The sequence below is a fragment of the Pseudomonas sp. JDS08PS003 genome (assembly GCF_045013505.1).
GTDB classification, from domain to species: Bacteria; Pseudomonadota; Gammaproteobacteria; order Pseudomonadales; family Pseudomonadaceae; genus Aquipseudomonas; species Aquipseudomonas protegens_B.
Genome location: NZ_CP120724.1, coordinates 6,383,408 through 6,409,605, shown reverse-complemented (window position 1 = coordinate 6,409,605; position 26,198 = coordinate 6,383,408). Strand labels below are relative to the sequence as shown.

Sequence of the window (26,198 nt, the reverse complement as noted above, 5' to 3'; positions counted from 1 at the left end):
AGCACATCAATGGAACGGCCGATTCAACTTGACTCTATCAGTAAATGTTATCGAATTTATAAGAATCCGAAAGACAGACTTAAACAAGCTTTGCTCGATCGATTTCAGAGGGGGCTAGGTAGAAAGAGCCCATCTTATCTTTATCGTGAGCACTGGGCATTACGCGATGTTAGTTTTGAGCTTCAAGCGGGAGAGGCTGTTGGTATTCTTGGTCGTAATGGTGCAGGTAAGAGCACTCTGTTACAGATCATAGCAGGGACCTTGGAGCCTACCTCGGGTGTGGTGCAGTCGAGGGGACGGATAACTGCTTTGTTGGAATTGGGTAGTGGCTTCAATCCTGAGTTTACGGGGCGAGAGAATGTCTTTCTTAATGCGCAGATCTTGGGTATGTCGAATGAAGACGTTGTTACTCGCTTTGATGATATAGCCAGCTTCGCAGACATAGGCAGTTTTATTGAGCAGCCGGTAAAGACGTATAGTTCCGGAATGATGATGCGGCTTGCTTTTGCTGTCCAGACAGTTTTGGATCCAGATGTTTTAATTGTCGATGAGGCCTTATCTGTTGGCGACGTAAAGTTTCAGGAAAAGTGTTTTCGTAAGCTCAGAAGCCTTAGAGATGATGGTACGAGTATTCTTTTTGTTTCCCATGACATTAACGCGGTAACCAGTTTTTGTGACCGTGCTCTACTATTCGAGTCTGGACGATTGATTAGTTCTGGCAAGCCTGTCGACGTTTCAAAGGCTTTTATCGAAACCTTATACAGCGACTCTCCAGCCAACCGTGTAGATGAGGTGAGTGAAAACCTATCCGTCGAGAATACTCTGGATTTCGAATCATCTGATCAAACTGCTATTGAAGATGAGGATGGGAAAGTAAAGCAATCGGATGATTACCGTTTCGGGAATCGTAAGGTTGAAATACTAAAAATTGCTATTTTTGATCAGGATGGCAATCAGACTGAAGTCCTTGTTTCTGGTGCTCGTTATACAATTACTCAAACAATCATAGCTCATGCTCCCATTGTTGATCTGTCTTCCGGTTTTATAATCAGAAACAAAAGAGGGATTGATATTTTTGGAGTGACCAATAAAACAGCGGGTGTGGATTTTTCCCCAATAGAAACCGGTCAGACTTTACTGGTCAGCATTGAGATTGATACATGGTTGGCTGCGGGTGATTATTTCTTGCAGGCGGCAAATGCTGGCGATGACGGAGTTCAATATGACTGTAGGATCGACGCTCTGCATTTTGTAGTCATTAATACACCTGTATTGTTTACCACATCAATTGTTAACCTGAACCCGAAGTTTCGGTTTGATCTGGTCCGCACGATACCAAATATAGCGAGCTCTAAAAATGGATAATCTTATAACTTTTCAGCAGCTTGGCATAGCTGATGAGATGACTAATCCGGCTGTAAAGAAAATTCTCGATGCTGTTTCTCCCTATAGCATGGTTCATGAGACAGGTATCGTATTTAGTATGGGGGCTGTCGTCTATGCAATAAAGAATAAGCTCCCAGGAGCGATTCTAGAATGCGGAACTTGGAGGGGAGGATGTTCGGTTGCTATGTTGTTGATTCAGCGTGAACTGTTCGGGAAAGTAGTAAAGCCTGTCTACATGTTGGACAGTTTCGAAGGTTTGCCTAGTGTTGATCATAGAGATGGTCCTCTCGCGGCGGAATGGCAAGCAGGTGCAGATAAGGAAAAATTCTTCGATAATTGTAAAGCAGCACAGAATGATCTTGAAAGCTTATTGCAATTGCATAATTTTTCTTCTGCTGATTATAAGGTGGTTAGAGGCTGGTTTGATAATACTATTCCAGTTGTTGCATCGGAGCTTTCAGCTCAAGGTCTTGCTGTTCTTAGGCTTGATGGAGATTGGTATTCTTCCACAGATGTTGCATTGAGATATCTTTGCCCTATTACAGTTGAACAGGGTGTTGTCGTTGTTGATGATTATTATGCTTGGGATGGATGCGCGCGGGCCACACACGACTATCTATCAAGTAATGATCTACCTTATCGAATAAAATCGCTACCCTACAATTTTGGAGCCTATTTCATTAAGCGAGCATGCAGAACCAGTTTCAACGAATTTTGAGGAGGTGGGTATGGTTAAAAGAATTCACTGGACTCCCCAATTAGTCAGCACATTTTGGGATGGGGTGGCGCAAACAGAACTTGATAACCTGTCTTTCGGTAAAGTTGCAGGACCAGACTTTATTGAGCTCATTAGTAAGTTTCTTGTTCCAGGCGGTCGTCACCTGGATTTTGGGGCAGGTAGTGGTCATGTACTTCAAATTCTTTTGGATCGTGGGCTAAATGCCGCTGGATTTGATCCATCACCAGATCGTCAAGCACTGTTGTTAGATAAAATAGGTGGGCACCAGAACTTTTTGGGTGTTCAAGGTGCCGACTCTAACGAGCAATATGATGTCGTTCTCTTGATGGAAGTTATTGAGCATATATTGGACGATGACTTTCAACAGGTGCTAGAGCGAGTTGCAATGTTTGTCAAACCAGGAGGGAGTTTAATTGTATCAACTCCTAATAATGAAAATTTAGAGGCTGCAAGTGTCTATTGCCCTGTCTCAGATACTTTTTTTCATCCTTGGCAACATGTTCGTAGTTTTACTCCGGATAAACTTTCTGGATGCCTCGCTGGTTTTGGGTTTACCTCGGAGTTTATTGCTTTGGCAGATTTTTCAGCTGACGCAGAAGCTTTAAAGTTACAAAAGGCTGGCGTGGTATCCAAGGCGCAATTAGCGCAATTGAATGAGGCTGTTAAATTAGCTGTTAAAGAGTGCGACCTACAACGGCAAGAGCTTGATAAGATTGATGATTTCTTGGGCAGTCGTGTCAATCTAAGTGTTTGGCAGAAAATAAAAATTCGTATAAAGCTATTGTTTCAGTTTCGAAAAAAAGTTTCCGAATTACATTCAATCGCACACGCCATGTCCTATCGTCTTAATGAAATATCTACAGATACAATTAGAGTGCTCGGGACGGTACTGGAGAACAATGACGAATCTCCATTGGTTGATGCGCCAGACGGTATCAATTTGCGTATTGGGCGAGAGACGACCATTGTTTATGTAGGTCGAAAAATATGAGAATCGGGCTTTTCAGTGTTTTCAAGTCGTCGCCTTGGTTGGGCTCTGGTATTGGTGTATATGCTGAGGTAGCAGTACATACTGCTGAACTATAACTTAAAGGCTGTTAGCTAATGTTTAGCATTGAATTTTTACATGTAATACGCGAATACGAGTATAACAAGATTGTCGCCCGACTCCCTCCGGGGAGTCGAGTGCTCGAGATTGGCGGGGGTACGGGATATCAGGCAAAACGTTTGGCTGAGGATGGCTTTATCGTTGACTCAATTGATATACCTGACTCGAACTATGCGGGCCAAGGTGAGTTTCCGGTTCAGCCTTACGATGGTCGGAATATTCCTTTTCCAGAGAATAACTTTGATGTGGTGTTCTCTTCAAATGTTCTAGAGCATGTTCTTGATTTGCCATATCTCCAAGCAGAGATTAAGAGGGTTTTGAAGCCTAATGGTATTTGTGTGCATCTCATGCCAACGGGCGCATGGCGTTTTTGGACTAATATTGCACACTACATAGAGCTTTTTCAGCGGCTATGCTGTTTGGCTCCTCGTTTGTTTCCCAGAGGCCTTTCAAGGCGTGCACTTTCTGATGCAATGAGTGTGGCACGATTGATGGCCGGGACAGTGAAACACTATGCAATCGTTCCGCGTCACGGTGAGACCGGTAATGCTGTTAGCGAAATAGTAACTTTTAGTTCAAGTCACTGGGTTAAGCATTTCCTGAGCCAAGGTTTCTCAATTCAAGAGGCTACTTCTGCGGGACTTTTCTATACTGGGCATATGGTGTTAGGGACAAAGCTATCATTAAGCCTGCGGCAAGTGCTTTCCAAATTTCTTGGTAGCGCCTGTGTGATTTATGTAGTTCACCCTAAATAGGCGTTTTGAGGTATTGCGCTTGAGCGAGTCACGGATAGTTCGGTTAATGCTGCGTTTGATTTCCGCTGATATAACTTGGTTGATTCATCGTTTAAAGTTGTCGCTAGGGTGGCGTGGAGTAGTCCCTCGCCCCAGTATGTTAGTGACGAAGGTTCGGCCAGCTAGCCAGCGATATAGCAGGTTTTCGGGTCAAAAAGTACCAATAAAAGTCATAGTGTTTTCTCATAATCTTTGCTATGAGGGAGCGTCAATAAGTTTAAAGGAACTTGTTATTGGTTTGTTTCATTGCCAAGAAATCATTCCAGAGGTTTTTGCCTTCGAGGACGGCCCGCTGCGTGCTGAATATATTTCGCACGGGATTAAGGTAACAGTGCTTCCAGGAATACTGCATAAAATTTCAACGTTTAAAAAGTTGAACGTTGAAGTCGAGCGCCTAGCTTTACTTATCAGTGAGCGCGAGACTGACTTGGTTTTTGTAAATACTCTTTTAAACTTTCCGGCGATTCTGGCCGCAGAACATGCTGGCGTACCTTCAGTATGGAACCCTCGCGAGAGTGAACCTTGGAACAGTTACTTCCGCTTTTTGCCTGACCCGGTTGCGCAGCGTGCGATTGCTGCGATCGGACTGCCTAGACGCGTCGTATTTGTTGCGCATGCCACGCGAAAGGTCTGGTCGGATTTTGATGAGCAGAATAGTTTTACAGTCATTCATAATGGAATAAATCCCAATCGTTTTGATCGTTGCAGGGATCTTGCTGAGAAAGCGCGTTGCCGTGATGCTTTAGGTTTGAGTGCCAACTCTATAGTGATTTTGTGTGTGGGCACATTGTGCGAAAGGAAGGGCCAGATGGATTTGGTCGAGGCTCTTTCCCAGTTATCAGATACAGTTTCTAACCGGGTTAAGATAGTGTTAGTCGGAGATGATCGTGGTGGCTATGCCGATGCTATTAAAAGCGCTTGCAATGCACTTCCCAGCGGACTTCGTAGTTGTATTCTGACTATTCCTGCGACTGAGTCGATAGACTCTTTCTACGCGGCGGCTGATATTTTTGTTCTTAGTTCAAGGGTTGAAAGTTTTCCTCGTGTGGTGCTTGAAGCCATGCTTTTTGGGTTGCCAATTATCACTACCCCCGTATTCGGGGTGTTGGAACAAGTAGTTGAGGGCCTAAATGCGCTGTTCTATTCACCGGGCGATACGAGTTTGTTGGCAAAGCAAATCGAACTGTTAGTAGATGATGACAAGCAACGTTTGCGAATGGCCGAAAACTCCTTGCAGATCATATCGCAGATGACAACTTTTAATGAGATGGTGGCTGCTTATGCCAGTGTTTTCAGGGACGCTACACACTGAGATGCTATGAGCTGGCCAAGGGGGTTGGTGTTCTGAGCATTTATTTTGTAAGTGATACTGAGTAGCCCATTAACCCTGATAATTGAGTTGCTCGGTGGAGTGATAGATGGATGATGACTAGCTGCCTGAAGCACTCGCCCGTTTAGGATACCAGGCCGTGAAATTCCACGGCCTGTACGTTCACCAGAATCAGTCGCTCTGGTCAGTCGTGGAAATCACTTCATCAATCTTCCAGCAACCCTTGTCCTTGATCATCCGTACATCGACGATCTGTGTGGTATCCGGGGTACTGCCCAGCGTTACCTGCTCCTTGGCGCTGGAGCCCTGGATCTGCGGTTCGCTGACCTTGATCTGGGTCAGCCACTCGTCCATGTAGTCCTGGGCCTTGAGGAAGTAGTCCTCTTCCAGGCCGTCGGGGCTGGCCATCTGTTTCTTGATCTTGGCGATCAGCGAGTCAGAGACGTACTTCTTCATCTCTGGGACGTTGTCGGTCAGAGGGTCCTTGTCTTCGCTGAAGGTTTGCAGGTACCAGCTGTAGAACGCCTGAGTGGCGGTTTTTGGCGAGCTGGCGCAGTCGGCCAGGGCGACCGACTGATGCATGGCGACCGCTGCCAGCAGCGAGCAGAACAGCATTCTCATGGGGAACCCCTTACGGATGGCGATAGATTTTGTAGGCAGGCTTGTGCACCCGATAGGAATGTCCCGGGTAAAAACCGTGCAGTTGCTTGAAGTCTGACACCCAGAGCTTGCCGTTGAACATCGCCATGTGGCCGTGGGGATGCCCGGCAATGGGCTGGATGATGACCACGTCGCCTGCTGCAGGCGTCTGGCCGGCCGGTTGCTCGATAAACCCGGCGGAGGTCAATGATGAGCCGAAATCCTTGGCCGAGTGCTTCCTGTGCAAAATCACCCCACCGCCACCGGCTTCGATCGCCTGGCGGGTGTAGGCCGCGCAGCGTCCGGTACTGCCGGCGTGAGCGTGCGCGTTCAAGTGACTGATAGCGGCTTGTTTATTCCACATTCCTTGTCATCCGAGAGTCCTGGAGAGCGGCGAGTTTATGCTTGCGCAGGGGCGCCGGAAATACTGGCTAAGTGCCTTATTTTCGGGCTTTGGGGAGCGCATCACAGTTATCGTTCTGACCGGTAAAACCGCGCTGAGTCAAAGCCGGCAAAGGAGGCCTCAACCATTCAGCCGGGCTGTAACTCAAGGGCGCTGCGCGATGCCGTTTGCACCCGGTTGCGCCCTCGGTCTTTGGCGCCATACAGCGCTTCATCGGCCAGGGAGAGCAAGCGCGGCAGGTCGTAGCCCTGGGTTTCACTGGTTACCACGCCGATGCTGACACTGAGTAGCCCTGGCTTCAGCAGAGGCAATCGTGCAAATGCTTGGCGAATCCGTTCGGCCACCAGCACGGCGGACTGCTCATCGGTCGACTCCAGGAGGCAAGCGAACTCTTCACCGCCGATGCGGGCAAACACGTCTTTCTCGCGCAGGGTTTCTGAGAGCACCCGGCTGAAGGCGATCAGCGCCTGGTCCCCGGTCTGATGGCCGAAGGCGTCGTTCAGGCGCTTGAAATGATCAAGGTCGCACAGCAACAAGGCCATTGGCGCGCCTCGGCGCTGGCATTCGAGCAGCATCTGCTCGCCATGGACCATGAACGCCCGGCGGTTACCAATGCCCGTCAGGGCGTCGCTGAAGGCCGCCGCCTTGAAGCGCAACTCCACCCGCTCCTTGACCATGCACAGGGTGACGTAGGCAATGCCGATCACATACAGCATCGACTCGAACAACATGAACGAGAACAGTGGCACTCCGGCGCCGTAGCCTTTCAGCGCCTGATCCATCGCCAGGCCCTGGTCAATGACGGCACGCACGCTGTAGAACGTGGTGTGCAGCAGGGTCAGGGCCAGGGCAGGCATATAGGCGACTTCCAACTGCCGGCGGCTGCGCCAGAACTCCAGCATGGTCAGCAGGCCATAACTGGCCGTCAGCAGCGAATACACCGACACCCGAACCGTCATCGACTGATAGAACGCAGGCACCATGCACAGGACCAGCCAGATGCCGGCCCCGGCGAGCATGCCCGGAGCATGGGGCGAACGCCCGGCGAACACTCGCATCGCCGTCCAGTTGAGACCGGCGCTCAGCAGCAGGACCACGTTGCCGAGCACTTTCGGTACGCAGTCCATGCCCATGTCGCGCAGGCTCACCAGCACCATCCCTGCCGCGGCCAGCAGCATCATGCCGCCGAGGTAGGCCAGCGGGCGCTCGCGGGGTTCCTGCCGCCAGGCGTGGAAGGTCAGCAGGCTCATGAGGAAGAAAATGAACACCGAGACGACCAGCAGGGTGGGGATATGCAGGGCCATGTCCGGGGTTCTCGTGATGTCGCGTTCAAGGGCGGGGAAGCAAAGCCGCGGCCGGAAGCGGGCGAATTGCCATCAGTGGGCGCGATTGTAGCGAGAACTTCCGGGCCTTGGTGGATGTTGCTGCAGGAAGTGCCCGGTCTAGCGAAATACGCCGCAGACCGCGTTGCCCTGGTAGCCGTGCGCGATCGGTCCGAGAAACATGAACGGACCACAAGCGTAGAAATCCGAACTGATTTTCCGATTTGTGTACAGCAGCGGCACTTCGACGCCATTGATATCGTCGCCATAGGCGGTGGCGCTGTAGGACTCGCAGACTGGCAGCTTGAGTGGAATTGGCAGGATCACGACCAAGAGGGTGGTGCCACACCACTGGCGTTCGGGCGTGCTCTTTTGCGTGTGGGTGACAACCGGCTTCATGGAGTTGCCGATGAGCCTTTGGTGAGCCTCGGTTTTCGACACTTGCATGTAGGGCATATCCACCCAGGCGCCCACGCAGCCGCTGAGGCCAAGGGCTGCAAACGTGGCAACCATTGCGCTTTTCATGGTCCGCCGCACGGGCTGCTGGAGGACCAGGCTGGGGTTCATGGCCGGTGCTTCGGGCTTGGATTCCAGGGGGGCGGCAAAGCTGCGTAGGTCGTGCATCCTGCACCTGTTGTCGAAGTGGCCGAGCCTTCCCGTCCCCGGGTTTCAGGCATTAAAAAGCCGGCTTGTGGCCGGCTTCTCGGGGACTGGCTTGGTTCATTTTTGGTAAACCGCACCAGCCTTCAAAACGTACACCCAGCTCTTGCGGCTGGCTGTGGGACTGGGCAGGAAAGTCATCCGCTTCGTCGGGCGATCTGACCGCCTGAGGGGTCGATGCGCAAATGTGGGGCGCAGCATACGCATATTCGTCGGCAATTCCCAGTGCGAAGCGCTATCCAGAGGCCTTGAGGCGGTAAAAAGTGTGGGGAATGTGTTGCTGGATGCGTGGTTGCCGGAAGAGGCTTTTCACCGGCAAGCCGGCTCCTGCAGGCGATGCTGCGGTGTGCGGGCATAAAAAAACCCCGGATAACCGGGGTTCTTTCTTGAGGCGTGTTGCTCGAAGCTTGCAGCGGCTTCTTAGCCTTTATAGGCGGCAACCGACTTCAGGATCTCGGCGCGGGCTGCATCGGCATTGCCCCAACCGTCGATCTTCACCCACTTGCCTTTTTCGAGGTCTTTGTAGTTCTCGAAGAAGTGCTTGATCTGTTCCAGCAGCAGGGCTGGCAGGTCGGTGTATTCCTTCACATCGACGTACAGCTGGGACAGCTTGTCGTGTGGTACTGCGATGACCTTGGCGTCGCCGCCGCCGTCGTCGGTCATGTTCAGGATGCCCACTGGGCGGGCGCGGATCACCGAGCCTGGCGCTACTGGGTACGGGGTCACGACCAGCACGTCGAGGGGGTCGCCGTCGTCAGCCAGGGTGTTGGGGATGAAGCCGTAGTTGGCCGGGTAGAACATGGGGGTGGCCATGAAACGGTCAACGAACAGGCAGTCGCTGTCTTTGTCGATTTCGTACTTGATCGGCGCGTGGTTGGCCGGGATTTCGATAGCGACGTAGATGTCGTTCGGCAGGTCTTTGCCCGCCGGAATCTTGCTGTAGCTCATTGGGCGTTGCCCCCGTTAGTTGACCAAGTGACTTGGCCGGATTGACCAAAAAGTGGCGGCGATTATAGACATACTCCGCAACCGTTGCTACGTGCCAAGGGTCGTAGAACCTTGGTTGTACTGTCTCGCAGACGTGTTCGGGCGGACCGTGCGACCGGCGGTTTTGCCATCGGTCGGCAGGCGTGGCAGTGGTCTTTCAACCGGCCTTCAGATGAACAACGTATCAGCGCGACAGGACATTAATGGTGCGTTTGATAGACCGGATCTTCAGCTTGAAGTTGCTGCAGTCGGGCCAATGGATTCTGCCGATAAAACAGCTGCAACTGTTCATAGACTTTTGGATAGGCCGCCACGAGCAAATCCGGGGCACTGAAGAAGTATTCGCTGGTGACGGCGAAGAACTCCGCAGGGTTTTCCGCCGCGTAGGGATCGATGGCGGTTTCTGTGTCCGGGTCATGGTCGAGCTGACGGTTGAGATCGTCGTAGGCACTTTGCATCACCTGCGCCCAGTCGCTGACCCGCATGTCGCTGTGCAGCGGCGGCAGGCCATTGGCGTCGCCGTTGAGCATGTCCAGCTTGTGGGCCAGTTCGTGGATCACCAGGTTGTAGGCTTCCCAACCGCCACTGGCCAGCACCCCGGGCCAGGCGAGGATGATCGGGCCCTGCTGCCAGGCTTCACCGCTGTGTTCGCCATCCCATTCGTGCTCGATACCGCTGGCGTCGCGATGACGTTGAGGGCTGAGGAAATCGTCGGGGTAAAGAATGATTTCGTGAAAGCCCTGATACCAGTTCAGGTCGCCCAGGTGCAGCAGCGGTAGCTGCGCCTGGGCGGCCAGCAGCAGGCGCTGTTCCTGGTGCAGTTCGACCCCGGGCAAGGCGGTGAGGTGCTTGTCGTCGAGAAACAGCACGCTGGCCTCTCGTAGCCACTGGTCCTCGGCGACGCTGATGCCGTCGAGGAAGGGTAGGTGCTGGCGCACCCGCTGCCAGGTTTCATCGCTGACCGGGTGCTTGGCCAGCCGGCGCTTGCGGCGCCAGGCACTGAGGGACCACATGGTGTTTAGCGGGTTTCGGCTTTTTCAGCGCTACGGCCGAAGCGGCTGCGCAGCACGCCAATGATCATCGGCACCAGGGACAGGAGGATGATGGCCACCACTAGCAACGACAGATTCTTCTTGATGAACGGCACATTGCCGAAGAAGTAGCCCAGGGTCACCAGACCGCCGACCCAGAGAATGGTGCCGATCACGCTGAAAGCGAAGAATCGTGGGTAGGGCATGCGGGCCACGCCGGCAACGAAGGGGGCAAAGGTACGGATGATCGGCAGGAAGCGCGCCAGGGTTACGGTCTTGCCACCGTGCTTTTCATAGAAATCGTGGGTTTTCTGCAGGTAGTCGCGACGGAAGATCTTCGAATTGGGGTTGCTGAACAGCCGTTCGCCCGCTGTTCGCCCGATCACATAGTTGGTGCTGTCACCGAGGATCGCCGCCAGCATCAGCAGGCCGCCCAGCAGCACTGGGTCCATGCCGCCGCCTGCGGCTACTGCGCCGGCGATGAACAGCAGGGAGTCCCCGGGCAGGAACGGGGTCACCACCAGGCCGGTTTCACAGAAAATCACCAGAAACAGGATGGCGTAGATCCAGGGCCCGTAGTTGGTCACCAGCATGTCGAGATAAACATCGAGATGAAGGATTAGGTCGATCGGGTTGAAATCCATGGGGGCACCTGTGGTGACAGCCTGGCTTGGCAGGCCTGTGCGATGACTCGGAGAAAGGGACTACAAGGATGTGTAGATTTTCTTACGACTCGAAAGGGTCGGCATTATAAAGGCTGATAGGTGAAATGCGTGTTCAGATTGTAGCGGGGCGTTTCGGCGCGCTCAGCGTGGCAGGCTGCCTGGGATTTTCCCTGGCCTGAGGGGATAAGGCGGCCCTTAGGCCGCCGTCAGTGAGATCAGCTATCGCTGAGGGGCAGGATGTAGTTCTTGAACTCGCTGTCTTCGCGAAAGCCCATGGACTCGTAGGTTTTCTGCGCCACGGCGTTGTTGCTACTGGTGGACACTCGCAGGCGAACAGCGTTGGTTTCCTTGGCCATCTTCTTCGCGGTACGCATCAGGTTGTCGGCCACCAGCTGACGCCGAGCATCTTCAGCGACGTAGATGTCGTTGAGAATCCATACACGCTTCAGAGACAGGGAAGAAAAGCTCGGGTACAGCTGGCAAAAACCCAGCAATTTGCTGCTGTCATCATCGGCCAGGGCCAGGTAGATCACCGATTCCTTGCGTCGCAGGCGCTTTTCCAGAAAGGCCCGGGACGAGTCCGGGTAAGGCAGGGCGCCATAGAATTCGCGGTACTTGACGAATAACGGGGTCAACAGATCCAGGTGCTCGAGGGTTGCTTGAGTAATCCGCATGGTGGCTCTCAACTTCAAGTGGATGTGACGGCACAGGTTGGATGACTCGGGCAGCCGTGTTCCGATGCTGCCCAAAGCGGCGAAAAAGCGCAATCGTCTTGCAAAATCACGCTTGGGGTGGTCCCAGAAGGAAGTTGCCCTTCATGTCCGCCGTTGAGTCGCTGTCCAGGGTCTGCACTTGCGCTTCGTCTTTGAGGTTCACCCCCGACAATTGCCGGCGGCAGGCTTCACGCATCAAGTACAGCAGGCGGTGGGCGGCCATGCCATAACTCAGGCCTTCCAGGCGCACGTTGGAGATGCAGTTGCGATAGGCGTCGGTGAGCCCGACTTTCGGCTGGTAGGTGAAGTACAGCCCCAGGCTGTCGGGAGAACTGAGCCCAGGACGCTCACCGATCAGGATCACGGTCATTTTCGCCCCCAGCAGCTCGCCAATCTCGTCGGCTACCGCTACGCGACCCTGTTCCACCAGGATTACCGGCGACAGCGACCAGCCTTCGGCTGCGGTCTGTTCTTCCATGCGCGCCAGAAAGGGCAGGGTGTGGCGATGCACCGCCAGGGCCGACAGGCCATCGGCCACCACCACCGCCAGGTCGACTCCGCCGGGATGAGCGCTGGCATAGTCCCGCAGGGCCTGGGCCGAGTCATCGCTGAGCCGACGTCCCAGGTCGGGCCGTTGCAGGTAGCTGTGGCGATCGGTGGCGGCGCTGTGGACCAGCAGGCTGTCACGTCCACGCTCGGCCAACTGGGTGCTCAGGCCGGCGTGGTCGAAGGGCAGGTGCACGGCATCCCGGGCCTGAGCGTGGGCGAACTGGAAGTCCAGCTGGGCGCCGGTCGGCAGGCTGGTGCCGGTGCGGCCCAGGGCAATGCGCGCGGGGGTCAGGCGACGCAATTCCAGCCAGGGGTTTTGCGAGTCGGTCGGATGTTTTTGCATGAGCCTGTTCCTTATCCCAACTGGGCCAGTGCCTGGCGGAAAGCCGGTGGCAGGTTGTTGCCGAAATGCACCTTGCCGTCGGCCTGGGTGAAGATGCCGGTCTTGGCCAGCCATTGCTCGAACTCGGGTGCAGGTTTCAGGCCCAGGGTCTGGCGAGCATAGAGCGCGTCGTGGAAGGACGTGGTCTGGTAGTTGAGCATGATGTCGTCGGAGCCGGGGATGCCCATGATGAAGTTGATTCCGGCCACGCCCAGCAGGGTCAGCAGGTTATCCATGTCGTCCTGATCGGCTTCGGCGTGGTTGGTGTAGCAGATGTCGCAACCCATGGGCACGCCCAGCAACTTGCCGCAGAAGTGGTCCTCAAGGCCGGCGCGGATGATCTGCTTGCCGTTGTACAGGTACTCGGGACCGATGAACCCCACCACGGTATTCACCAGGAACGGCTTGAAGTGCCGGGCCACGGCATAGGCGCGGGTTTCACAGGTCTGCTGGTCGATGCCGAAGTGGGCGTTGGCCGACAAGGCGCTGCCCTGGCCGGTCTCGAAGTACATCAGGTTCTGCCCGAGGGTGCCGCGGTTCAGGCTCAGGCCTGCCTCATAGCCCTCCTGGAGCACGTTGAGGTTGATACCGAAGCTGGCGTTGGCGGCTTCAGTGCCGGCAATCGACTGGAACACCAGATCCAGGGGGACACCGCGATTGATCGCTTCGATGGAGGTGGTGACGTGGGTCAGCACGCAGGCCTGGGTGGGGATCTCGTAGCGCTGGATGATGGCGTCGAGCATTTCCAGCATGGCGCAGATCGAGGCGATGCTGTCGGTGGCCGGGTTGATGCCGATCATCGCATCGCCGTTGCCGTACAGCAGGCCGTCGAGAATGCTCGCGGCGATGCCGGCCGGCTCGTCGGTGGGGTGGTTGGGTTGCAGGCGGGTGGACAGGCGCCCGCGCAGGCCCAGGGTGCCGCGAAACTTTGTCACCACGCGAATCTTCTGCGCCACCAGGATCAGGTCCTGCACGCGCATGATCTTCGACACCGCGGCGGCCATTTCCGGGGTCAGGCCCGGCGCCAGTGCCCGCAGGCTCTGCTCGTCGGCGGCGTCACTGAGCAGCCAGTCGCGAAAACCGCCAACGGTGAGGTGGCTGACGGTGGCAAAAGCCTGCTTGTCATGGCTGTCGATGATCAGTCGGGTGACTTCGTCGGACTCATAGGGAATCAGCACTTCTTCGAGAAAGTGCTTGAGGGGGATATCCGCCAGGGTCATCTGGGCAGCGACACGTTCGCCGTCGTTGAGGGCGGCGACCCCGGCCAGAAAATCTCCGGAACGGGCCGGGCTGGCCTTGGCCATGACTTCCTTGAGGCTGTCGAAGCGATAGGTCTGAGAACCTACGCTGTGGGAAAATTGGGCCATCTCAGTCTCCGTTTCAACGATGTAGGGGCGTTGCCGAGTGCTGGCGGATCATCAGGATGCCACCTTCTTCAGCAGGTTTTCCAGACGGTTTCCGGCAGCCCGGTGGTGGAGGATGGCAAAGGCCTTTTCCGCCACCAGACTGCCGCCTTCCAGCGGTGGCAGGCCACCGCTGTAGATGTTCGAGATCACGGTGTATTCATAGCGAATGTCCGGGTTGCCGCTGAACTGGGCGGCGGCGCGGCGGGCCTGGTCGTCCGGCAGGCGGTAGCCCAGGTAGGCGGACATGCTGCGCGAGGCCAGGGCATCGCCGCCGGGACGCTCGCCGATCAGCACGATGATCAGTTGCGGTTGCAGGGCTTCGCCCACCGACTCCGCCAGCTTGACCCGGCCATAGGGCGCGAGGATCGGCTGGCCGATGCGCAGTTCGCGACTCTGCAGGCCGTCCATCAGCACCGGCAGCAACTCGGGAATGTTGTGGTGGATGGCCTCGGCACTGAGGCCGTCGGAAATCACGATCTGCACGTCGTTGTATTCCGGTTTAAGGCGCCGCAGCACTTCCTCGGTCAGTCGCGCGCCCAGCTCCGGGTCTTGCAGGTGAGCCAGCTTGTCCGGGGCAGCGGTACGCAGCTCGCGCAGGGCAATGGCGCCGATTTCGCTGGGGCGCAGGTCGACGTAGATCGCCTCTCGGGCCACCGCGAGGTTGGCGCGCACGGTCCGCGACACCGTGTTGGCCGGGCGTGGGCCGGCATTGTCGAAGCCGTAGGTGGCCGGGGTGGATTCCAGCAGGCGCTGGAAGTCGATGTCCGATGCGCAGAAGATCCGCGGATTGCCCCAGTTCGGCCCGCGCTCCACGTTGCCGTGGGCGTCCTCCTGGAAAATCCCCTTGCCCAGGGCCCAGCGCAAGTATTCCGGGGCCGGCGCCAGGTCGTGGACTTCTCGCAGGGTCTGGTTGTCGTGGGCGCTGGTGTCGAAGTAGGCGAGCATGCGGTCGGTGCTCAGGTACACGTCCATGAAGAAGTTGGCGCCTGCGGCAGTCAGCAATTCAGTGGCCATCTGCTGGCCTTCCAGGGTCACCTGGGAATGCAGGGTGTAGCAGGGCGCCATGCCCATGGGCAGGCCCAGCAGCTTGCCCATGAACTGGTCCTGCAGGCAGGAATAGGTCATCTCGAAGTTGTCGAGGTGGGTTTCCGGGCCGATGAAACCGGTGACGTTATTCACCATGTATGGCCGATAGCGCCGGGCCAGCCCGTAGCACAGGGCTTCGCACGTGGTCATGTCGATGCCTTCGTGCTTGCCGTAGGTCAGCTCGCTGCCCTGGCCGGTCTCGAAGTACATGAAGTTTTCCGCAACATCGCGCAGCGGGCCACGTTCGGTCATGGTCTGCCAGGCCTGATCCAGCAGCTGCACGGTGACGTCGAACTCGTCGGTCAGGGTGCGCTCGGTCCCGGCCAGGCTCTGGAACATGATTTCCACCGGGGCGCCCTGGTCGAGGCAGGCCAACTGGGTCTTGATGTGGGAGAGCACGCAGATCTGCGTCGGTGCTCCGGTTTCCCGGCGTAACTTGTCCAGGTGGTGCAGGGTGGCGCTGATGTTGTCCACGGTGTCGATGGCCGGGTTGAGGCCGATCAACGCGTCCCCCGAGCCCATGCTCAGGCCGGTGTAGACCAGTAGGGTGATGCCGCTGAGGTTGTCGGTGGGATGGTTGGGCTGCAGCCGCGACGACAGAGTACCGGGCAGGCCCACCAGGGTCCTGGCCTTGGCCGCCGCGCCGCTCTTGAGCTTTTTCGACAGCAGGATCAGTTCGTGGACATCCAGCAGCTTGGCCAGGGCAGCCACCATGACCCCGGTCAGGGCCGTGCCGATGCGGCGTATTTCGGTGCCATGGCTGCGCAACAGGCGATCTTTCAGGGCGCCCAGGGTCAGGTCGGCGATCTCGCCAAAGACGCTGGGGTCGATGTCGTAGTTGACCTGCATGACACTGTCGATGCGGCCGTGGCGGTCTGTCAGCGGATGCTGGAAATAGTGATCCAGGGTCAGCTCGGAGAGCACCTTGCGCGCCGCCTCGCGGGTGATTTCATCTGCAGCCGCGAGCCCCGCCACCCGGTCCCCGGCCTTGCTGATGTCGGCGGCGCCGAGCACCGCCTTGAGGCTGGCGAAGCCTATTTCGCGGTCCAGCACCCGGGTGCTGTAGGCCTGTTCGGCAAGCACTTCGGGAAGGCGGATGTGCTGCAGTGCGGTGAGTGACATGGCAAGACTCTCCTTGGCCGGCATCGGCTCAGTGCACGCCGTAGAAGGCGACGGGCACGATGTGCTGGTGGGGTTTTCCCAGGTTGATGAAGTGTGCCGAACGCTCGCGTACTTCATCGATGACGATCAGGTTGCAAGAACTGCGCCCCCAATCCGTGGCGTAGTTGCCCAGGACCTTGCCGACGTTGCTTTCCAGCAGCAGCACCAGCGGCCACTGCGGGGCGGGGCGCGCCTGGTCCAGGGCCCGGGCCAGGCGTGCGCCCAGCTGGCGGAGGTCTTCCAGTCGTGGCGCCTGGCCGTTGTCGAGCAATTGCAGGCAAGCGCCGTCGCAGCTGCTCAGTGCCAGGGCCAGGGCGTCGTCCAGTTGCTGCTGGGTGGCACCCATGGGCAACCGGGCGACGATGGGCAGGTCCTTGAGGGGCAGCACCTCGGGCTGGGGCAGAAACAGGGTGCTGCCGGAAATCTCGGTGTTGTGCAGGGTCAGGCCGTAGACCGTGGCTCGGCCGCGGTTTTCCGGCACCAGCCGGGTGGCCGCCCGCACCAGTCGCGGGTGGCGGGCAATGGCCAGGGCCAGATCGATGCCCAGATCGCCGTAGTAGGTGGTGCCGGGCATGGGTTCGCCTTGCAGGTGGCGATAGAGCAGTTCGCCCACGCCACCGGAAAAAGTCAGGGCCGGGTCGGCATTGTGGTGAGGGAGGATCAGCGGCAGTTGCTCGGTCAGTTGGCCCAGCCGGCTGGCAAAGAAGTTGCGATCACCTTCGGCAATGGCGACCAGGGCATCGATGTACCAATTGACCACCGCGTCCAGCTCGGAACGGTCGAGGACCTGTCCGGAACTCTTGCGGATTGCCAGGTGATCGAACAGTGCCTGGCCGAACTCCGATACGCCGCTGAGACGATAACTGCCCGGTTCGAACTGCACGTGCCGGGCACCGATGAAATGGCAGCCGCTGGCCAGGACATTGCCATCCAGGCCCCAGGCGGCGTTGGTGGTGCCCCCGCCGATATCCAGGTTGAGTATCGGTTGCCGAGCGTGGAAGCGGCTCAGCGCCGAACAACTGCCCATGAACGCCAGCCAGGACTCCAGTCCACCGTCGTCGGCGCGAGTGATCAGGGCGTTACCGATCAATTGGCCGACCAGTTGCGCCAGGGCCTGGGCGTTGTGCCGCCGCGCCGCCAGGCCGGTGATGATCACGCCACCGGAGAACAGCTGCTCCGGGGTCACCCCGGCCTGTGCGAGCCAGGTTTGGATCAGGGCCCGGATCGCGGCTTCATCGATGACCTGGTCCTTGAACGGGGTGAACACCGGTTCGCCACGAAACAGCACCCGGGGCTCGTTGAGGGCCATGCGCCCAGTGATGCAGTGGCTGCTCAGGCTGGCCTGGGCGATCAGCGCGCTGCTGGTGGTGGACCCGAAGTCCAGCCCCAGCAACAGTACCGATGCGCCGCCCGTGATGGCTTGCATGCAGGCGTTCCTCGCCGCGCCGGGGTCAGGCGGTGGCCTTCTGGCCTGTAGGTTCCGGAGTGTCCAGCGCGGTGCCGCCCAGGTACTCGCCCGGGGCGATGATCCCCGCTGCCCGATCCTGGGCTTCCAGTTGCAGCGCCTTGGGCACCGACAGCCAGTAGGCCAGGCCGACGGCGACGAAGCCGGCGCTGATCTTGCCGATCAGTACCGGCAGGATGATGGTGGGCTGGAAGTTGGCGGTGAAGGACAGGTGATCCCCCAGCAGGAACGCGGCGCAGACACCAAAGGCGATATTGACCACTTTGTCCTTGGGCGGCATGAGGCGTACCAGGCGGAACATGGCGAGGATGTTGGCGATGGTTGCCAGCATGCCGGCGCTGCCTACCGCACTCAGGCCGATCTTGCCGCCGAGGTTTTCCAGAGGCTTGCCCAGGTATTTGCGCAGCAGATAGACCATGGGGAAGGCGCCGGCCAGCATGATGCCGATGTAGCCGGCGGTTTCCAGGGCGCGGGTCTGGTCCTGGGCGTCGGCGATGATCGGGTGGAAGCCCCAGCCGCCAAATACCGCGGAGAAGACCCCGGTGAAGTATTCGACGATGGAGAACACCAGCACCAGTTTGATGGCTGCGTCCATGGCGCGGCCGAAGATGATGAAGCCCTTGATCATCATGTCCGGCAAAAAGCGCAGGCCCAGGGCCAGGGCCACGACGAAGATCAGGATCGGCAGCAGGTTGGCGAAGATGCTGCCCAGGCCCAGGGCCAGTTGGTAGCTGGCTTCACCGTTGGTGCTGACCAGTTCGCGTACCACCGGGTTGCTGAAAGCCAGGATCAGGCTGGCGATCATCACCCCGACGGGGATGGTCAGGATGCCGGACATGATCCCCAGGGCCATGTACTTGTGGTCGCGCTTGTCGAGCATTGCCAGGCCCATGGGAATCGAGAAGACGATGGTCGCACCGCCCATGAAGCCGGTGATCAGGGCCATCACCAGGGCTTCCTTGCTGGCGGCCAGGGCCGAGGCCAGCTGATAGCCGCCCATGTCCGAGGCAATGATCATGGTCGCCGCCAGGGCCGGGTCGGCTCCGAGGGAGTTGAAGAACGGGCCGAAGACCGTCTCGATGACCACGGTCAGGTAGGGGATGGAAGCCATGATCCCCGCGGCCGGCACGAAGATGTAACCGGTGGCATGGATGCCTTCCATGAATTCTTTGCCCAATCCTCGCTCGCTGTCATAGATGGCGGCGAAGGCACCGAGTACGGCGCAGAGCATGATGAGGTAGAGCACGTAGTTGCCGATCTGATCCATTGCGTTTGTCCCTTGTTATTGTTTTTCAAGCAGGGTCTGTGCACGACTGGTTTGGCGCAGAACTTCCGACAGCAGTGTCCCGTCCGGCAAGCCTTCGGCACCGGATCAGAGCAGGTGAACTGGCGCGGCGAGGCCGCGAAAAGGTCTCCCGGCGACCTGGGTCGCCGGGAGGGTCGATCAGAAGAAGCCCAGAGGGTTGATGTCGTAGCTCACCAGCAGGTTCTTGGTCTGCTGGTAGTGGTCGAGCATCATCTTGTGGGTCTCGCGGCCGACGCCGGATTTCTTGTAGCCACCGAACGCGGCGTGAGCCGGGTACAGGTGGTAGCAGTTGGTCCAGACGCGGCCGGCCTTGATCCCGCGGCCCATGCGATAGGCGCGGTTGATGTCGCGGGTCCAGACCCCGGCACCCAGGCCGAACTCGGTGTCGTTGGCGATGGCCAGGGCTTCGGCTTCGTCCTTGAAGGTGGTGACGCTGACCACCGGGCCAAAGATTTCTTCCTGGAACACGCGCATCTTGTTGGTGCCCTTGAGCAGGGTCGGCTGGATGTAGTAGCCGCTGGACAGGTCGCCTTCGAGTTTCTCCACCTTGCCGCCGGTGAGCAGCTGCGCGCCTTCGTTCTTGGCGATGTCGAGGTAGGAGAGGATCTTGTCGAACTGCTGCTCGGAAGCCTGGGCGCCGACCATGGTGTCGGTGTCCAGCGGGTCGCCGCGCTTGATCTGCTCGATCTTCTTCATCACCACTTGCATGAATTCGTCGTAGATCGATTCCTGTACCAGGGCACGGGATGGGCAGGTGCAGACTTCACCCTGGTTGAAGAACGCCAGCACCAGGCCTTCGGCGGCCTTTTCGATGAATTTTGGCTCGGCCTGCATGATGTCTTCGAAGAAGATGTTCGGCGACTTGCCGCCCAGTTCCACGGTGGACGGAATGATGTTCTCGGCGGCGCATTTCATGATGTGCGAGCCCACCGGGGTCGAGCCGGTGAAGGCGATCTTGGCGATGCGCTTGCTGGTGGCCAGGGCTTCGCCGGCTTCGCGGCCGAAACCTTGCACCACGTTGAGCACGCCCGGTGGCAGCAGGTCGCCGATCACTTCCATGAGCACGGTGATGCCCAGCGGGGTCTGCTCGGCCGGCTTGAGTACCACGCAGTTGCCAGCGGCCAGGGCTGGGGCGAGTTTCCAGGCGGCCATCAGGATCGGGAAGTTCCACGGGATGATCTGCCCGACCACGCCCAGGGGTTCATGGATGTGGTAGGCCACAGTGTTGCCGTCGATTTCCGCGGCGCTGCCTTCCTGGGCCCGCAGGCAACCGGCGAAGTAGCGGAAGTGGTCGGCGGCCAGGGGAATGTCGGCGTTCAGGGTTTCGCGTACCGCCTTGCCGTTGTCCCAGGTTTCGGTGATGGCCAGCAGTTCCAGGTTCTGTTCGATACGGTCGGCGATCTTCAGCAGGATCAGCGAGCGGGCCTGCACCGAGGTGGCGCCCCAGGCGTCGGCGGCGGCATGGGCAGCGTCCAGCGCCTTGTCGATGTCTTCGGCGGTGGAACGGGGGAATTCGGCAATTGGCTGGCCGTTGACCGGCGAGGTGTTGGTGAAGTACTGGCCTTTGACAGGCGCGACGAATTCGCCGCCGATGTAGTTACCGTACTTGCTCTTGAACGAAACGATAGCGCCTTCAGTACCGGGGTGTGCGTAACGCATGGTGGGTATCTCCTGGCTTTTATGCTTATGGGGGAGGACGCGCTATAGCGCATACCAAGCGTAGAGCAAAGGTCGGGCCAGTGGGGTGCGAGCCATGTGAATCAAGGGTTTGAGGATGTTTCGAAGCGGTGCCAACGGCAGGGTGTTACAAATCTGGTACGACCCCGAGTGACAGTTTGTAACCTGAATGGCACAGGCTGTGACTCATGGGTCAAGCCGGCATTGCAATGAAACAGCGGCTGGAGGATGCTGGTTCGCGTGTCGAATTTTGTCGGATAGATCTGATGGTCTGTCCTTCTTTTATGGCCGATGCAGCCGGCAGCGGCGCCAGTGGTCCGTCTGAGCGTGACAGCGCATCAGGAGAATAATAAGAAATGCACAGTAGTAATCATCTGAGTCGACATGCCCAGCAGGTGCTGACGGTGGCCCAGGGTAAAGCCCATTTGCAGGGGCCCGGCAGCGATCCTTCCATCGCCCGCTCCTGGCTGCGCTGCCTTGAGGACTATCATCTGGATCCGGCCCTGGCCATGGCACCCACAGTGCTGGAGCATGGTCGTCTGCTGGAAAGTCGCGAACGCCTGCAGGATGTGCTGCAAATAGCCGGCACCGAGATGGCCAACCTGCATCAGCAATTGTCCGGCGCGGGTCATGCGGTGCTGCTGACCGATGCCCGGGGGGTGATCCTCAACTGCATCACTGCCCCCAGCGAGCGCAAGATTTTCGAGCATGCCGGTCTCTGGCTGGGCGCCGACTGGAGCGAGGCTCGGGAAGGCACCAACGGCATCGGCACCTGCCTGGTGGAGCGCCAGTCGCTGACCATTCACCAGGGCGAGCACTTCCGTGGCCGGCACACCGGCCTGACCTGCTCGGCGAGCCCGGTGTTCGATCCCCATGGCGAATTGCTGGCGGTACTGGATGTGTCCTCGGCGCGTCAGGACGTTTCCCGGCAGAGTCAGTTCCACACCATGGCCCTGGTCAATCTCTCGGCGAAAATGATCGAGAGCTGCTATTTCCTGCGTTATTTCGAGAACCAGTGGCTGCTGCGCTTTCATCTGCAGGCGGAGTCTGTGGGGCTGTTCAGTGAGGGCTTGCTGGCGTTTGACGGCGAGGGGCGGATCTGTGCGGTGAACCAGAGCGCCCTGAATCTGCTGGGGCATATTCGCGGTGGCTTGCTGGGCAAGCCGGTGGACAGCTTTTTCGACTGTTCCCTGGATGAATTGCTCAGTCGCGCCAGCATCAATGCCAGCGCCAGTTGGCCCTTGCGCACCCGGGATGGGCGTCGCCTGTTCGCCTTGTTGCGTGGTCAGCCCCACCCGGTATCGCAACCAGCTCCGCGGGTGCCGGCTGGCGTTGCGCTGCCGCGCACTTCAAGCATCTGCCTTGGGGACGAAGGGCTGCAGAATGATTTTCGCCGGGCCTCTCGGGTGTTCGAGCGTGATGTGCCGCTGTTGATCAATGGCGAAACCGGCTCCGGCAAGGAGGCTTTCGCCAAGGCTGTGCATCAGGGCAGTGCCCGCTCTGATAAAACCTTTGTCGCCATCAATTGCGCGGCGATCCCGGAGAGCCTGATCGAGAGCGAGCTCTTCGGTTATCGCGGCGGCAGCTTTACCGGGGCTCGCAAGGAGGGTATGCGCGGCAAGTTGCAACAGGCCGATGGCGGCACCTTGTTCCTCGATGAAATCGGCGATATGCCCCTGGCCCTGCAGACGCGTTTGTTGCGGGTGCTGGAGGATCGGCTGGTGGTGCCGATTGGCGGTGAGCCGCAATCGGTCAACGTGCGAATCATCAGCGCGACCCACCGGGATCTGCTGGAGCGGGTACGCGACGGCAGTTTTCGCGAGGATCTGTACTACCGGCTCAATGGCCTGGAAATCGCGCTGCCGGCCCTGCGCGATCGCAGCGACAAATCCCAGTTGCTGGACTTTCTCCTGGCCGAAGAAGCGGGTGGGCAACCGGTGGTGCTGGACGAAGCGGTGCGTCAAAGCCTGTTGAGTTATTCCTGGCCGGGAAACGTGCGGCAATTGCGCAATGTGCTGCGGACCCTGGCGGCCTTGTGTGAAAACGGCCGCATTGGTCTGGAAGATCTGCCACCGTTGATCCGCAATAACCGCCCGGCGCCGGTTAGCGAGCCGGTTGCCGAGGCGCAGGAGCGACCCCTGGAGGACGCCGAGCGGGTTGCGCTACTGGCAGCCCTGGAGCAACAGCGCTGGCACATGACCCATACCGCCGAACAGTTGGGGGTCAGCCGCAACACCCTCTATAGAAAGCTGCGCAAACACGGTATCGCGCGTTAAGCCGCCTCTGTAGTCGCTTGTGCAGGGCCACGCGCCTTGTGCCAGCGGCGGCAAACGCAACAGCCTCCCGGTCAGCTAATGGGTGCGATTTGCAGCCCTCTAGGCTAACCTGCGCCGATGTTTTATGAGGTCGACTATGCACATCCATATTCTCGGTATCTGCGGCACTTTCATGGGCTCGATGGCGGTTCTGGCTAAAGAACTGGGCCATCACGTCACCGGCTCCGACGCTAACGTCTATCCCCCCATGAGCACCCAGCTGCAAGCCCAGGGCATCGAGCTGACTCAAGGCTATGACACGGCCCAGCTGGACCCTGCTCCGGATCTGGTGGTCATCGGCAATGCCATGTCCCGGGGCAACCCGGCCGTGGAATATGTGCTGAACAAAGGCCTGCCCTATGTTTCCGGCCCGCAGTGGCTGGCGGACCATGTCCTGCAAGGGCGCTGGGTCTTGGCGGTAGCCGGCACCCATGGCAAGACCACCACCAGCAGCATGCTGGCCTGGGTACTGGAGCATGCGGGCATGAGCCCGGGCTTCCTGATCGGTGGGGTGCCGCAGAATTTCGCCGTTTCGGCCCGCCTGGGCGGCACACCGTTCTTCGTGATCGAGGCCGATGAGTACGACAGTGCGTTCTTCGACAAGCGCTCGAAGTTTGTCCACTACCGCCCGCGCACGGCGATCCTCAATAACCTTGAGTTCGATCATGCGGATATCTTCCCTGACCTGGCGGCCATCGAGCGGCAGTTCCACCACCTGGTGCGGACCATCCCCAGTGAAGGCCTGGTGATTCATCCCACCACCGAGCCCGCCTTGCAGCGGGTCATCGAGATGGGCTGTTGGACGCCGGTGCAGACCACCGGCGCCGGTGGCCAGTGGCAGGTCAAGTTGCTCAGTGCCGACGGTTCGGCCTTTGAAGTGATGTTCGAGGGTGTGAGCCAGGGCGTGGTGGAGTGGGAGCTGACCGGGCAGCACAACGTGGCCAACGCCCTGGCGACTCTGGCCGCTGCTCGTCATGTCGGCGTGGTGCCGTCCATGGGCATTGCCGGCCTGAGTGCGTTCAAGAGCGTGAAGCGCCGCATGGAGAAGGTTGCCGAAGTGCATGGCGTGACCATCTACGATGACTTCGCCCACCACCCAACGGCCATTGCCACCACCCTGGACGGTCTGCGCAAGCGGGTCGGCGACGCACCGGTGATCGCCATCATCGAGCCGCGCTCCAACTCCATGAAGCTTGGCGCCCACCGTGACGGGCTGCCGGAAAGCGTCAATCAGGCCGATCAGGTGATCTGGTATGCACCGGCCAACCTGGGCTGGGATCTGGCGGCTACGGCGGCCTTGTGTACGGTGCCGTCGATTGTCAGCGACTCCCTTGAGGGCATCATCGAACGGGTGAAAAGCCAGGCCAAGCCGGGCACCCAGGTGGTGATCATGAGCAACGGCGGCTTCGGCGGCCTGCACGGCAAACTGGCCGAGGCACTGCAATGAGCAACGGCCCGGAACGCATCACCCTGGCCATGACCGGTGCCTCGGGCGCCCAGTACGGTTTGCGCCTGCTGGATTGCCTGGTGCGTGAGGATCGGGAAGTGCACTTCCTGATCTCCAAGGCCGCGCAGTTGGTCATGGCCACGGAAACCGATGTGACCCTGCCGCCCAAACCGCAGATGATGCAGGCCTTCCTCACCGAGTACACCGGCGCGGCGGCGGGGCAGATCCGTGTCTATGGCAAGGAAGACTGGATGTCGCCGGTGGCCTCGGGTTCCGGCTCGCCGGCGGCGATGGTGGTGGTGCCGTGTTCCACTGGCACCTTGTCGGCCATCGCCACCGGTGCCTGCAACAACCTGATCGAGCGGGCGGCGGACGTCACCCTCAAGGAGCGCCGGCAGTTGATTCTGGTGCCTCGCGAGGCACCCTATTCCAGCATTCATCTGGAACACATGCTCAAGTTGTCGAATATGGGCGTGACTATCCTGCCGGCGTCGCCGGGCTTCTATCATCAGCCGCAAACCATCGATGACCTGGTGGATTTCGTCGTGGCGCGGATTCTCAATCTGTTGAATATCCCGCAGGACATGTTGCCGCGCTGGGGCGAGCACCATTTGAGCAGCGATGAATAAGCTGCTGCTGATTATGCTGGCCGCCCTGCAACTGGGCGGCTGCGCCACGGTCCGCACCTTGAATGCCGCCCAGCCCGGGGCTCCGGTGGTGTATTCGGGAACGCGCCTGGACTTGTATGCGATGCAGGGTGGGTGCTGCGCCATGGACCGCTTTGGCGCCGAGGCACCGAGCTACCCAGGGGTGGATCTGCCGGCCAGTGCCCTGCTCGATACCCTGCTGCTGCCGTTGTCGGTGCTGACGGTATTGGGTGTGGGGTTTCAGGCTACGGGTGGGTTGTAGCACTTCGCCGGCAAGCCGGCTCCTGCAGGTGTATGCAAGAACCGGCTTGTTGGCGAATTTTTCATTTACCCAGTTTGCGTAGTTCGTCGGACTCGACGACCCGGGTGCCGCTTTGCTCTTCCAGGGCCAGCCGCCACATTGCACGAGCCAACTGGCAGGCTTCGATACCGTGGTACTTGCCCGGGATCAGTCGCGACAACGGGCCGGCCAGTTGTTCGGTCAGACGCGGTTCGATCCGATCTCCCAGCAGCAGTGACGGCCGGCAAATGGTCAACTGTGGCCAGCCCTGCTGTTTCAGGGCCTCTTCCATTTCACCTTTGACCCGGTTGTAGAAAATCGACGACTTGGGATCAGCGCCCAGGGCGCTGATCACTATCAGGTGCCGCGCGCCAATTTCCAGGGCACGTTTGCCGAAGGCCACCACCATGTCCAGGTCCACGGCGCGAAAGGCCGCTTCGGAGCCGGCCTGTTTGATCGTGGTGCCCAGGCAGCAGAAGGCGATCTCCACCTTGCCGCTCAGTTGCGGCAGGAACACCGCTGGATCGCCGACGGGGTTTTCCAGGCGTGGGTGCTTGCTGAGCGGGCGTCTGCTGGGTGCCAGAACACGAATGATGGTGGGCTCGTTGAGCAGGCGATCGAGCAGTTGCTCTCCGGTCAGTCCGGAGGCGCCGGCGAGCAGGATGTGCTGAGGCGTCAAGTACATAGTCATTCCCCCTTG

The 26,198-nt window shown here is 58.6% G+C and carries 24 protein-coding genes; 9 read left to right on the top strand and 15 right to left on the bottom strand.

Going from position 1 to position 26,198, the window contains the following annotated elements; all coding sequences use genetic code 11:
* Positions 1 to 9 precede the first annotated feature (9 nt).
* The 5 genes from P7C00_RS28630 to P7C00_RS28610 all read left to right on the top strand — a co-directional run bounded on the left by P7C00_RS28630 (position 10) and on the right by P7C00_RS28610 (position 5,339).
* On the top strand, positions 10 to 1,365 hold the full coding sequence (locus tag P7C00_RS28630; protein ID WP_404937753.1) for an ABC transporter ATP-binding protein: 1,356 nt from the start codon (positions 10 to 12) through the stop codon (positions 1,363 to 1,365).
* Positions 1,358 to 2,104, top strand: a complete 747-nt coding sequence (locus P7C00_RS28625) for a TylF/MycF/NovP-related O-methyltransferase (protein ID WP_346635642.1) — start codon at positions 1,358 to 1,360, stop codon at positions 2,102 to 2,104. Before P7C00_RS28630 ends, P7C00_RS28625 begins: the two co-directional genes overlap by 8 nt.
* A gap of 10 nt (positions 2,105 to 2,114) precedes the next feature.
* Entirely contained in the window at positions 2,115 to 3,116 is a 1,002-nt protein-coding gene (locus tag P7C00_RS28620; RefSeq protein WP_404937752.1) for a class I SAM-dependent methyltransferase, read from the top strand.
* Between the two features lie 113 nt (positions 3,117 to 3,229).
* The gene (locus P7C00_RS28615) at positions 3,230 to 3,988 is read left to right on the top strand and encodes a class I SAM-dependent methyltransferase (RefSeq protein WP_404937751.1); all 759 of its coding nucleotides are present in this window, start codon (positions 3,230 to 3,232) and stop codon (positions 3,986 to 3,988) included.
* 46 nt (positions 3,989 to 4,034) lie between these two features.
* Positions 4,035 to 5,339, top strand: coding sequence for a glycosyltransferase family 4 protein (locus P7C00_RS28610; RefSeq protein ID WP_404937750.1), 1,305 nt, complete (start codon positions 4,035 to 4,037; stop codon positions 5,337 to 5,339).
* Positions 5,340 to 5,528: 189 nt separating this feature from the next.
* Here P7C00_RS28610 and P7C00_RS28605 read toward each other — a convergent pair whose 3' ends face one another.
* The 14 genes from P7C00_RS28605 to P7C00_RS28540 form a co-directional block, all read right to left on the bottom strand.
* Entirely contained in the window at positions 5,529 to 5,978 is a 450-nt protein-coding gene (locus P7C00_RS28605) for a DUF3828 domain-containing protein (RefSeq protein ID WP_404937749.1), read from the bottom strand.
* Positions 5,979 to 5,988: 10 nt separating this feature from the next.
* Positions 5,989 to 6,360, bottom strand: a complete 372-nt coding sequence (locus tag P7C00_RS28600) for a CHAP domain-containing protein (RefSeq protein WP_346635648.1) — start codon at positions 6,358 to 6,360, stop codon at positions 5,989 to 5,991.
* A gap of 167 nt (positions 6,361 to 6,527) precedes the next feature.
* Positions 6,528 to 7,703 (bottom strand): GGDEF domain-containing protein, encoded by a 1,176-nt coding sequence (locus P7C00_RS28595; protein ID WP_346635649.1) that lies wholly within the window; start codon positions 7,701 to 7,703, stop codon positions 6,528 to 6,530.
* Positions 7,704 to 7,841: 138 nt separating this feature from the next.
* Positions 7,842 to 8,345 (bottom strand): hypothetical protein, encoded by a 504-nt coding sequence (locus P7C00_RS28590; protein WP_404937748.1) that lies wholly within the window; start codon positions 8,343 to 8,345, stop codon positions 7,842 to 7,844.
* Between the two features lie 456 nt (positions 8,346 to 8,801).
* Positions 8,802 to 9,329, bottom strand: coding sequence for an inorganic diphosphatase (gene ppa, locus P7C00_RS28585; RefSeq protein ID WP_011063696.1), 528 nt, complete (start codon positions 9,327 to 9,329; stop codon positions 8,802 to 8,804).
* A 239-nt stretch (positions 9,330 to 9,568) separates the two neighbouring features.
* The gene (locus P7C00_RS28580) at positions 9,569 to 10,381 is read right to left on the bottom strand and encodes a M90 family metallopeptidase (RefSeq protein WP_346635652.1); all 813 of its coding nucleotides are present in this window, start codon (positions 10,379 to 10,381) and stop codon (positions 9,569 to 9,571) included.
* Positions 10,382 to 10,386: 5 nt separating this feature from the next.
* On the bottom strand, positions 10,387 to 11,043 hold the full coding sequence (locus tag P7C00_RS28575; RefSeq protein ID WP_402893361.1) for a DedA family protein: 657 nt from the start codon (positions 11,041 to 11,043) through the stop codon (positions 10,387 to 10,389).
* Between the two features lie 236 nt (positions 11,044 to 11,279).
* Positions 11,280 to 11,738: a GNAT family N-acetyltransferase gene (locus P7C00_RS28570; RefSeq protein ID WP_346635655.1), complete on the bottom strand. Its 459-nt coding sequence runs from the start codon at positions 11,736 to 11,738 to the stop codon at positions 11,280 to 11,282.
* A 106-nt stretch (positions 11,739 to 11,844) separates the two neighbouring features.
* Positions 11,845 to 12,669 (bottom strand): ethanolamine ammonia-lyase subunit EutC, encoded by an 825-nt coding sequence (gene eutC / locus P7C00_RS28565; protein WP_123724370.1) that lies wholly within the window; start codon positions 12,667 to 12,669, stop codon positions 11,845 to 11,847.
* A gap of 11 nt (positions 12,670 to 12,680) precedes the next feature.
* The gene (locus tag P7C00_RS28560) at positions 12,681 to 14,075 is read right to left on the bottom strand and encodes an ethanolamine ammonia-lyase subunit EutB (protein WP_404937747.1); all 1,395 of its coding nucleotides are present in this window, start codon (positions 14,073 to 14,075) and stop codon (positions 12,681 to 12,683) included.
* A gap of 51 nt (positions 14,076 to 14,126) precedes the next feature.
* Entirely contained in the window at positions 14,127 to 16,322 is a 2,196-nt protein-coding gene (locus P7C00_RS28555; RefSeq protein WP_404937746.1) for an ethanolamine ammonia-lyase, read from the bottom strand.
* A 28-nt stretch (positions 16,323 to 16,350) separates the two neighbouring features.
* On the bottom strand, positions 16,351 to 17,787 hold the full coding sequence (locus P7C00_RS28550) for an ethanolamine ammonia-lyase reactivating factor EutA (RefSeq protein WP_404937745.1): 1,437 nt from the start codon (positions 17,785 to 17,787) through the stop codon (positions 16,351 to 16,353).
* 25 nt (positions 17,788 to 17,812) lie between these two features.
* Positions 17,813 to 19,093, bottom strand: coding sequence for an ethanolamine utilization protein EutH (gene eutH, locus P7C00_RS28545; protein ID WP_404937744.1), 1,281 nt, complete (start codon positions 19,091 to 19,093; stop codon positions 17,813 to 17,815).
* Between the two features lie 177 nt (positions 19,094 to 19,270).
* Positions 19,271 to 20,791: an aldehyde dehydrogenase family protein gene (locus P7C00_RS28540; protein ID WP_011063687.1), complete on the bottom strand. Its 1,521-nt coding sequence runs from the start codon at positions 20,789 to 20,791 to the stop codon at positions 19,271 to 19,273.
* Positions 20,792 to 21,165: 374 nt separating this feature from the next.
* Here P7C00_RS28540 and P7C00_RS28535 point away from each other — a divergent pair, with 374 nt between their 5' ends.
* The 4 genes from P7C00_RS28535 to P7C00_RS28520 all read left to right on the top strand — a co-directional run bounded on the left by P7C00_RS28535 (position 21,166) and on the right by P7C00_RS28520 (position 25,480).
* Positions 21,166 to 23,085: a sigma-54-dependent Fis family transcriptional regulator gene (locus P7C00_RS28535; RefSeq protein ID WP_404937743.1), complete on the top strand. Its 1,920-nt coding sequence runs from the start codon at positions 21,166 to 21,168 to the stop codon at positions 23,083 to 23,085.
* Between the two features lie 136 nt (positions 23,086 to 23,221).
* A complete protein-coding gene (gene mpl / locus P7C00_RS28530; protein WP_404937742.1) occupies positions 23,222 to 24,571 on the top strand; it encodes a UDP-N-acetylmuramate:L-alanyl-gamma-D-glutamyl-meso-diaminopimelate ligase in 1,350 nt (449 codons plus the stop codon).
* Entirely contained in the window at positions 24,568 to 25,200 is a 633-nt protein-coding gene (ubiX, locus tag P7C00_RS28525; protein ID WP_102865334.1) for a flavin prenyltransferase UbiX, read from the top strand. The genes mpl and ubiX overlap by 4 nt, the downstream gene beginning before the upstream one ends.
* Positions 25,193 to 25,480, top strand: a complete 288-nt coding sequence (locus tag P7C00_RS28520) for a YceK/YidQ family lipoprotein (RefSeq protein WP_404937741.1) — start codon at positions 25,193 to 25,195, stop codon at positions 25,478 to 25,480. The genes ubiX and P7C00_RS28520 overlap by 8 nt, the downstream gene beginning before the upstream one ends.
* Before the next feature lie 61 nt (positions 25,481 to 25,541).
* Here the strand turns inward: P7C00_RS28520 and P7C00_RS28515 are convergent, their stop codons facing one another.
* The gene (locus P7C00_RS28515; protein ID WP_404937740.1) at positions 25,542 to 26,183 is read right to left on the bottom strand and encodes an oxidoreductase; all 642 of its coding nucleotides are present in this window, start codon (positions 26,181 to 26,183) and stop codon (positions 25,542 to 25,544) included.
* Positions 26,184 to 26,198 lie beyond the last annotated feature (15 nt).

Bases quoted from the DNA above. Each gene is read 5' to 3' on its own strand.
- P7C00_RS28630 (WP_404937753.1), top strand. From the start codon at position 10: ATGGAACGGCCGATTCAACTTGACTCTATCAGTAAATGTTATCGAATT.
- P7C00_RS28625 (WP_346635642.1), top strand. From the start codon at position 1,358: ATGGATAATCTTATAACTTTTCAGCAGCTTGGCATAGCTGATGAGATG.
- P7C00_RS28620 (WP_404937752.1), top strand. From the start codon at position 2,115: ATGGTTAAAAGAATTCACTGGACTCCCCAATTAGTCAGCACATTTTGG.
- P7C00_RS28615 (WP_404937751.1), top strand. From the start codon at position 3,230: ATGTTTAGCATTGAATTTTTACATGTAATACGCGAATACGAGTATAAC.
- P7C00_RS28610 (WP_404937750.1), top strand. From the start codon at position 4,035: ATGCTGCGTTTGATTTCCGCTGATATAACTTGGTTGATTCATCGTTTA.
- P7C00_RS28605 (WP_404937749.1), bottom strand. From the start codon at position 5,978: ATGAGAATGCTGTTCTGCTCGCTGCTGGCAGCGGTCGCCATGCATCAG.
- P7C00_RS28600 (WP_346635648.1), bottom strand. From the start codon at position 6,360: ATGTGGAATAAACAAGCCGCTATCAGTCACTTGAACGCGCACGCTCAC.
- P7C00_RS28595 (WP_346635649.1), bottom strand. From the start codon at position 7,703: ATGGCCCTGCATATCCCCACCCTGCTGGTCGTCTCGGTGTTCATTTTC.
- P7C00_RS28590 (WP_404937748.1), bottom strand. From the start codon at position 8,345: ATGCACGACCTACGCAGCTTTGCCGCCCCCCTGGAATCCAAGCCCGAA.
- ppa (WP_011063696.1), bottom strand. From the start codon at position 9,329: ATGAGCTACAGCAAGATTCCGGCGGGCAAAGACCTGCCGAACGACATC.
- P7C00_RS28580 (WP_346635652.1), bottom strand. From the start codon at position 10,381: ATGTGGTCCCTCAGTGCCTGGCGCCGCAAGCGCCGGCTGGCCAAGCAC.
- P7C00_RS28575 (WP_402893361.1), bottom strand. From the start codon at position 11,043: ATGGATTTCAACCCGATCGACCTAATCCTTCATCTCGATGTTTATCTC.
- P7C00_RS28570 (WP_346635655.1), bottom strand. From the start codon at position 11,738: ATGCGGATTACTCAAGCAACCCTCGAGCACCTGGATCTGTTGACCCCG.
- eutC (WP_123724370.1), bottom strand. From the start codon at position 12,669: ATGCAAAAACATCCGACCGACTCGCAAAACCCCTGGCTGGAATTGCGT.
- P7C00_RS28560 (WP_404937747.1), bottom strand. From the start codon at position 14,075: ATGGCCCAATTTTCCCACAGCGTAGGTTCTCAGACCTATCGCTTCGAC.
- P7C00_RS28555 (WP_404937746.1), bottom strand. From the start codon at position 16,322: ATGTCACTCACCGCACTGCAGCACATCCGCCTTCCCGAAGTGCTTGCC.
- P7C00_RS28550 (WP_404937745.1), bottom strand. From the start codon at position 17,787: ATGCAAGCCATCACGGGCGGCGCATCGGTACTGTTGCTGGGGCTGGAC.
- eutH (WP_404937744.1), bottom strand. From the start codon at position 19,093: ATGGATCAGATCGGCAACTACGTGCTCTACCTCATCATGCTCTGCGCC.
- P7C00_RS28540 (WP_011063687.1), bottom strand. From the start codon at position 20,791: ATGCGTTACGCACACCCCGGTACTGAAGGCGCTATCGTTTCGTTCAAG.
- P7C00_RS28535 (WP_404937743.1), top strand. From the start codon at position 21,166: ATGCACAGTAGTAATCATCTGAGTCGACATGCCCAGCAGGTGCTGACG.
- mpl (WP_404937742.1), top strand. From the start codon at position 23,222: ATGCACATCCATATTCTCGGTATCTGCGGCACTTTCATGGGCTCGATG.
- ubiX (WP_102865334.1), top strand. From the start codon at position 24,568: ATGAGCAACGGCCCGGAACGCATCACCCTGGCCATGACCGGTGCCTCG.
- P7C00_RS28520 (WP_404937741.1), top strand. From the start codon at position 25,193: ATGAATAAGCTGCTGCTGATTATGCTGGCCGCCCTGCAACTGGGCGGC.
- P7C00_RS28515 (WP_404937740.1), bottom strand. From the start codon at position 26,183: ATGTACTTGACGCCTCAGCACATCCTGCTCGCCGGCGCCTCCGGACTG.